Below are 7,826 nucleotides of genomic sequence, written 5' to 3' on the forward strand. Positions count from 1 at the left end.
ATATAGCACCTTCGTCACTCACGCCCTGCTGACAACCAGCTGCTTCGCTAGCCCAGCCCGCATCCAGCCATTCCCATCCATCATCTGCTGAAAACGGGCAGCGCGTTCCTCCTTCGTCTCGCGTCGAGGTTTCGGCGGATGATTCTGCAGGTATAACTCCTTATCCAGTAAGAACTTCCGGCGAAACACCACCGGTATCTCCACCTCGAAGAAGTTCGCCAACTTACTGGTTGTGCCGAAGCACAAAGCAAAAAGCCCCTGGTTGGTCCCCAGGCGCTTTTTTTCTATTCGCTTTTAAGGTAGGCCGGATGTTCTACTGGTGCCCCGCCTTGCCTTATTTGCTTAATCTGAAATTAATCGGGATGGCAATCCAGACCCCGATTGGCTTGTCGCGCTGCATGGCCGGCGTAAACCTCACCTGCTTCACAGCGTCCAACGCGGCCTCATTCAAACCTGAATCGGGGATGCCCTCAAGTATACCGGTCTTGGTCACCTGCCCCTCCGCATTCACGAAGGCTTTGACAATTATCGTCCCCTCGATCCTGGCTTTTCTGGCAACCTCGGGGTAAACAACATTTTCCTGGATAGCGATATACCCCCCCACCGGCTCCGGTGGTGCGTCATAGGCCACGAACTGCATCTCTTCCTCCTCACCCGGCTGAGCGGGGGGTGGCGATACGTCGGCTTTCCTGTCCTCCATCCAGATGATCATGGGTTTCAGCTTAACATCCAATCGGGTAGACTTTTGTTCTTCTACCTCTACGGAACTGAAAGCCAAACTCGAATAACCCATCATGGATACTTTCACCACATAAGTACCCTCAGGAACATTGGGAATAAAGTACTGCCCGTTGTGATCGGAAGCGGCACCCAACCGGGTCCCTTCGATAATGATATTTGCGCCTGAGAGTGCTTCACTCGTATTGGCATCCCTCACGGTGCCATATACTTTCCCGGCTCCAAGGGAAAATGAGCGACCGGTCGTCCAGGATAGGGGAAGTATCAATAGAACTAATGCTGTCAGAACAAGTCCGGTTTTGAATTTGGAATAGTGTTGCATGGTTTGTCTCAATTGGTATTGTACTCGGTTAAGTAGGCCATTCTTTTGTTTGAACAGACCCGCGACGGTCGCGAAGCCATGTTGGGTTCGGGCCAGATTCTCAGCCATCTCAACCAGAAAACGGGAATAGGCCACTGATGAATGTCGGTCGCCCTCCACACTGGCATCGTCACAGGCCATCTCCCGATACTCATCCAAAAACCGGCTGAGCAGCCAGACAAGAGGATGAAAGACGTAAACCGCCTGGACGATGATCTGAATCAGGTTCGTAAAGCCGTCGCGCCTTCTCATATGAGCCAGCTCGTGCTTGATGACCATCTCGCGGTGTTCATTCGACCACTGATCCCAAGCTGTTGGCACAAAAAGCCGGTCGGGCAATAATCCCACCGTCAAGGGCATTCCGATATGATCGGATCGATAGATCTTGACGGAGGGATAAGCTGTCTCACCATCCGTTTCAATCGCTCGCGCCGATCTTAATCTGGCCTTCAATCGCATCAATGAGAACATGGGCACCAATAGCACCACCAGGGCAATGCTCGCCCATAGCAGGAAGAGGAAAGTCAAGATATTCAACTGGGTCGTCGGATCGACAACACCAGTTCCCTGTACCAACGCAGGCTCGGCAGCAAGTAAATCGCTCGTAATCCTGATGTTAACTGCGGCACTCGTTAACAAATAGGCCGGAAGGAACGGGGGCAGTAACAGCTTCACCAGCCCCACCATGCCGATGGCATACTTGACACTCGCCGGTGCATTTCTGAAGATATGCAGCGCTATAAACACCAGGCCCAGGAACATTGAATTTTGCAGCACCAAGGGGCTGAAGTATTGCAGCCAGACTTCTCCCCAATGATTTAATAAGGGGACCATCGCTAACGACCCTTCAACTCGGTCTCCCTCTGCTCAAGGAGCGCCTTCAAGGTTTCAATTTCTCTGAGGGAGAGATTCTCTGACTTGATCAGATAATTCGCAAGTGCCGGTACGGAACCATTGAAAACCCGGGAAATCAAGGCCGCCATCTCAGCCTTGACCATCTGTTGCCGTGATTTCGTGGGCGTGTAAAAATTCACCAGGCCAATCTTTTGACGCCGGAGGAAACCCTTCTTCTCCAAATTATTCATAATGGTTTGGACGGTAGTGTAGGCCTTTTCCCCCTTACGAAAAACGTGCTCCAGCACCTCCCGAACCGATACTGGATCCTTCAATTCCCAGACGGCCTCCATGATTTCCCATTCTACGGTAGTGATTTTAACAGGCATCCTTACTCCTATTACACTCAGAGTATTACTATAACAATAGTAATATTACTACAAATGTAATTGGTTGTCAAGGGTTATGTACAACACGAATCATGATGACCTCGCAGCTCCCCCAGCACCTTCGTCAACGAATCCCGTAGCATGCGGGGGAATCCCGCTAGCGGCGGGGCACGACCAGCTAATTCCCAACTGCCGACGGAACACCACCGGTCTCTATACCACGTAAAAGTTCGAGATTACGGTGGTGGCGGGAAAGCGTCCCCCCAGGACAAGGGAGCACCGGGTGAAGTCCCGGGGACGGTGATCATGACTGGCCTTCAAATCCAGTCATTGACAGGTTCAACGAGTGTATGTATGGAGTGCGTTTTCCCCATCAATGAGACCGCTCCGGACAGGAATCGTCAGGAAGCGATCTCTAGGATTGGCTCCTCCACTGTTTCCGTCATTACTGCGGCATGTTCTTCCTCAACGGGTATGTCCTGCGCGCCATTGAGGCCCAGCCGCTCTTCGGCAGACTTCAGGATCAGGCGCAGCATGTCCGGATAAGAGTAGCCCCCGTGGGCGGCCATCTTGGCTAGGTGACCGTCCCAGCACCAGCCCGGATTGGGGTTCGCTTCGAGAAGGTGTGGCATCCCGTTTTCGTCCAGCCGCCAGTCGAAGCGCGTATAATCACGGCATTCCAGCCGTTCCGCCAGGGAGACACACCAGGCCATCAAGGCTTTCTGGGTGTCATCGGGGAGCTCAGCCGGTAGGGACTTAATATTCCAGTAGGGACTTTCGGGATTCCATTTGGCCTCGTAGCCACAGATGGGGGGCAGCTCCGGGGGCAGTGAAGAGTAATCCTCTTCGCTGATCGGCAGGACCAGGTATGATGACGGTGCTGTACCGATTAGACCCACGGTCAAGTCCTTACCCGTAAGGAACTTCTCTACCAGGATCGGCTTCTCGTAACCGAACTGCTCCCGAATTTCCTGCACGGCGTTGAGCAGTTCTTCGGCGGAGTAGGCCACACAGCGGGCTGTGATACCGAAACTGGAGTCACCGAAGTTGGGCTTCACGATTACCGGAAAATCGAACTGGAGATCCACGCTGGAGGCGTCCGGTCGGATGAACCAGGCATCTGCCACCGGGATGTCCATCTCCTTGGCAATCCCCCGCACCAGCGACTTATCGTAGCAATAGGCCAGGCATTGAGGCCCGGCACCGGTATACGGTATCCCCAGTACCTCCAGCAGAGCTGGCACGTATAACTCGTTCCGGGGATCGTTGCTGTATCCCTCGTCACAGATGTTGAACACGTAGTCGATCTTTCCCTTCAATTTCATCAGGTCGGTGACCAAAGTGTCGTGGTTTGTGAGATAGGTGAAGCGGTATCCCTCGAGCTCCTGCAGAGCCCCCTTCAGCTGGTCGATGGTATAGAAATCGTCCTCATCGAAAACACTGGCGGGCTTAAGCGTGTCCGGCCGTTGAGGGTCTCCCATGACTACCGCTATATGCCGGTCGTTGTTCTTCTGCCGGGCACGAAGGGGCGTCCATTCCTTACGCACACGAGAAATGGCGATGATGCGACGTTCCATCATGCCCAGATCCTGGGCGCGCTGCGAGGTTGTCACCAGGGTCTCGGGAAATGCCACTTTAGTGAAGCTCGCTTCCGCCAGTAACCGTTCCAGACTCTCCCGCGTGTATAGCCGCTCGGCATAGAATTGGTCGACCAGGATTCCCTTGTCCACATGGGTGATCACTTCCCGGGACACCAGCCGCTCCCCATCCAGCGACAGCGACCGCTCCCGGCAAACGAACAACTGTTGGCTGATCCATTCCCAAGATCGTGCCTGGTAGTGCTCCCGCAGATGCTGACCGTCGGCGATATCGATGAGCAGCTGGCCCCACGGCTTGAGAACCCGACGCACTTCCTTCAACACCCGTAAGTCGTCCTGGAGCGTCTCGAAGTAGCCGAAACTATTCCCGAGGATCAGCACAGCGTCGAAACTGTCCGCCCCCCAGGGCAGTTGACGGGCATCCCCCTCGTGGAATTTTGCCCCTGCCCCCATCTGGCGGGCCTGATCTCGAGCCTTCTGGATCAGATAGTGGGAGCGGTCCAGACCTTCCAGGCGGGTATAACCGCGACGGGCCAGCTCCAGTGTGTGACGCCCCTGACCGCAACACAGGTCCAGGATCCGATCTCTTGGTGAAAGCTCCAGTGCCTGGATGATCAAATCCACCTCGTTACGCGTAATACGCGGGTCATTCACCACATCGGCGTCCGTCTTAAGATAGAGCGAGTTGAAAATCCGGTTCCACCAGTCTGGTGGAACATGCTCCTCAAGGTTGGCTACCGGTCCCCGGGACACCTTGCGCCTGTGACCGATTTTCTGTGGGTGCTGTGGATGAGAGAAAAGGAAACGCGCGTTGCCACTGCGAGTGAAATCCTGGTTGGTTTTCACGGGTTATTGTCCCTTATCCAGTGAACAGCTTGCGACGACAGCCCAGTGATTATCACCACCTGACGGGGTGAGCCGCCAGGCAAATCAGCACTTAGTGGGTTCTCATCTTGCCATTCAAGGCGCGATATTACTCTTGTTTTTTTATCCTATGGGACACTTTTTTAATCCCTGTTTTATATAATGCATCGCACGATTATGGGCCTTCAGTTTAAAATTCTGATCCGCTCACTTCCTTGACAATGACGCTGTAACCGCCTTACACACTCCTGATGTATGGCTTCGATTGTATCGTGCCAGCCCATCGCGCGGGTGATCATCGCCCATCGCGTAGACCGCATACACGTCTGCAGACCGAGACAGGAGAGGGGCTTGTCACCCCAAGTCCGGGTGACCCTGCCGTTGGCGGGGCTGACACCCTATTTCCGGGTTAACTCCGCCCGCGTCCAACAATTATCTGCCATGAGCCGCTGGAAGCGAGCTGTCCATCATAACTCACCCCATTCGCTTCGTGTCCCAAAGGGATCCTTTAGGGAAAGTCTCCTTTATTAAATGAGAGGGAATTTAAGGTTGGGCTCGAAAAGTAGCTATATTACTAATCCTTCTCCGGCGAGGTGGTTAACTGCATATCTGTCAGATCAATAATCTTTTCTGAGATTTCAAAGAGCTCATCGGGGGAATATTGATTAAGAAATTCAAAGGATTTGGCCCTCAAACCATAATAGCAGATCATGCCGATCAAGTCACCGATCTTTTGAAAGAGTATGGGAATATTAGGCGTGACTTTCTGCTGTTTTAATCCGGGATACCGTTCCTCCAGCACCTGCAGTGCTTGGGTGTGTCTGGCAAGCACCTCGCCGGGGGCCTCCCCTTTATGCCGCAGGGAAAATATTTCCGCCAGCTGATTTTCCGAAAGGGCATAGATACTGACTTCACGGCCGGAGGAGACCTTGTATTTCCTACATAATACTCCAGCCATTCCTTTCCCCCGGGCACTTCAATCGGCACCGAATATCAATTGAAAGTCGAACAAAACCGATTGCTTCAGGCATGTCCCTCCCCGATTTTAACAAGTATCTTTGTTGCATCTATTATTGCCTCAACGGCATCTTCGATTAGGATAACCTCCTCCTCGACCTTTTTCTCTAATTGTCCCAGCGCCTGAAGTAAATTTCTCACATCCAACTTATTAAGTGAATCCGTTGGGATTCCTTCACAAGCATTCACACACGCCACGATACGCTTAAGATTCCCTGGTGTCTCCCTTGCATCCCTCCGGTCTACAGGGACTTCAACAATAGTAAAATTGTCTTCTTGTGGACGAATTAGTAATCCATCAACCTCCTTCCAGGGCTCCCGTGTATAGCTCATTTATTTTTCCTCCTTTTTTTAAGGCTTACAATTACCCCTTTAATTATTTAATGGCACTATCCAAAAGCCGCTTCATCCCCGTTGCGTTGTACCACTTTCCTCGCTGTGATCTGTGTTCGGCCTCCTTCAACGCCTCTGCAATTACTCGTAGCGACTTTCCTTGACCCCTCAATGATACGGCCAGAGCTTTTGGCTGCTCATATGCTTATATATAACTCTTACCAAGCTGTTATGAGAAGGTACTTAGATAGTAAACAATGACAAAACTGAATGTTCCGTCATATTTCCCTAGTCCCCTCGTCACCTACGTCCAGCCGTTCTCCACCGATGGCTGCCGGAAGCGATAGGAAGGCATACCGCCGGTACGGCCCTATTATTAAGGTCGCTATTAACCTCCAGACTGTCAGCGCGTCTAACGATTAAACCCGGGTTATCAAAAGCGCGGATTGACCATCTGTGGCGGCTGAAACCTGGAACATTGAAGACATGAAAATTCTCCTGAACACTGGAAATTGGAGAATTAACTGTAGAATAGGAGTGATCAATCATGAAACGGCGATTATTGATAAGTAGTTTGGTTGTGCTCGTTTTTACCGGAATCCTGTTGGCCCAGGGTCGCGGCTACCGCGGCCATAGAGGTGATCTAGGACTGACGGATGAGCAACAAGCTCAGGTTCATGAGTTGGTGAGCGGAATGCGGGCTGACGGTGCCACCCGGGAAGAGATCCACGCCGCTGTAGCGGACTTGCTGGCTGGCTGGGGCATCGAGTTACCTGAAGATTACGGCTTTGGTTACGGCCCTCAGGGGCCCCAGTCGCTTATGAAGCAGTTAACGGAGGAGCAGCGGCAGCAAATTCACGAGCTGGTAAGCGGGATGCGCGCCGAGGGCGCTTCGAGAGAGGAAATCCACACGGCCCTGGCGACCCTGTTCGACCAGTGGGGCCTTGAGTGGCCCCCGTTGGGTCCCGGGACACGCCATCAACGTCATTACCTCAGGCAAGAGCAGCGACAGATTCGGGCTCGGAATTACCCCAATCCTTTCAATCCCGATACCCGGATTACCTACACCTTGGCTTCACCGGTCAGCGTGGGGATCCAGATCTACAATTTAGCCGGCCAGTTGATATGGTCAAGTGAGATGGGCTACCAAGCCGCCGGCACCTATTCCGTCCGCTGGGCTGGTACCGATACGAACGGCGCCCCCGCTCCGACCGGGGTCTACTTCTACCGTATCCAGGCCGGAAATGAAGCCCTGACCCAGCGTATGCTGTTGATGAAGTAGTTGAGATGTGAATGGCCAGGGGCGGGCGGAGGTCTTCCGCTCGTCCCTTTTTTACCTTGAGAAAAGGGAGCAGTTATGAAATCGATCCCAACTGTGAAACAGACGGTTATCATTTTCCTCAGCCTTCTGTTTGTGGCCGGTTGTTACCGGGCAGCTATCAGCAGCACCTGGGCCGAGCCGGCGGTGGTCATCGATGGCGATGATAGCGACTGGGAGCGCCGTCAGGTTGTCGGTGAATACGATCAGGCCGTAGTGGGGTTCATGAACGACGACGCTTACCTCTACATTAGCCTGCGAACCGGGAGCCAGGCTGCGATCAGGCAGGTCATGGTCCGGGGATTAATTGTCTGGATTGACTCGAAGGGCGGCCAGAAAAAGCGGTTTGGTATCCGCTACCCGATCGGTAGCGA

7 protein-coding genes are annotated in these 7,826 nt (G+C 53.1%); 2 read left to right on the plus strand and 5 right to left on the minus strand.

Annotated elements, in window-relative coordinates; translation table 11 throughout:
- Positions 1 to 334 precede the first annotated feature (334 nt).
- From ACETWG_13380 to ACETWG_13400, 5 genes are all read right to left on the minus strand, one after another.
- Positions 335 to 1,933 carry a M56 family metallopeptidase gene (locus tag ACETWG_13380; GenBank protein MFB0517575.1) on the minus strand — a complete coding sequence of 533 codons (1,599 nt, stop codon included), beginning with the start codon at positions 1,931 to 1,933 and terminating at the stop codon, positions 335 to 337.
- 2 nt (positions 1,934 to 1,935) lie between these two features.
- Positions 1,936 to 2,322, minus strand: a complete 387-nt coding sequence (locus ACETWG_13385; protein ID MFB0517576.1) for a BlaI/MecI/CopY family transcriptional regulator — start codon at positions 2,320 to 2,322, stop codon at positions 1,936 to 1,938.
- 401 nt (positions 2,323 to 2,723) lie between these two features.
- Positions 2,724 to 4,673, minus strand: a complete 1,950-nt coding sequence (locus tag ACETWG_13390; GenBank protein MFB0517577.1) for a methyltransferase domain-containing protein — start codon at positions 4,671 to 4,673, stop codon at positions 2,724 to 2,726.
- A gap of 685 nt (positions 4,674 to 5,358) precedes the next feature.
- Positions 5,359 to 5,742 carry a hypothetical protein gene (locus tag ACETWG_13395; GenBank protein MFB0517578.1) on the minus strand — a complete coding sequence of 128 codons (384 nt, stop codon included), beginning with the start codon at positions 5,740 to 5,742 and terminating at the stop codon, positions 5,359 to 5,361.
- A gap of 65 nt (positions 5,743 to 5,807) precedes the next feature.
- Positions 5,808 to 6,134 carry a hypothetical protein gene (locus ACETWG_13400; GenBank protein MFB0517579.1) on the minus strand — a complete coding sequence of 109 codons (327 nt, stop codon included), beginning with the start codon at positions 6,132 to 6,134 and terminating at the stop codon, positions 5,808 to 5,810.
- Positions 6,135 to 6,681: 547 nt separating this feature from the next.
- On the opposite strand from ACETWG_13400, the gene ACETWG_13405 reads away from it, so the two are divergent.
- On the plus strand, positions 6,682 to 7,416 hold the full coding sequence (locus tag ACETWG_13405) for a FlgD immunoglobulin-like domain containing protein (protein MFB0517580.1): 735 nt from the start codon (positions 6,682 to 6,684) through the stop codon (positions 7,414 to 7,416).
- A 75-nt stretch (positions 7,417 to 7,491) separates the two neighbouring features.
- Positions 7,492 to 7,826: hypothetical protein (locus ACETWG_13410; protein MFB0517581.1), on the plus strand; the 335-nt coding region annotated here is incomplete at its 3' end.

It is taken from the genome of Candidatus Neomarinimicrobiota bacterium, from assembly GCA_041862535.1.
Taxonomy (GTDB): domain Bacteria; phylum Fidelibacterota; class Marinisomatia; order SCGC-AAA003-L08; family TS1B11.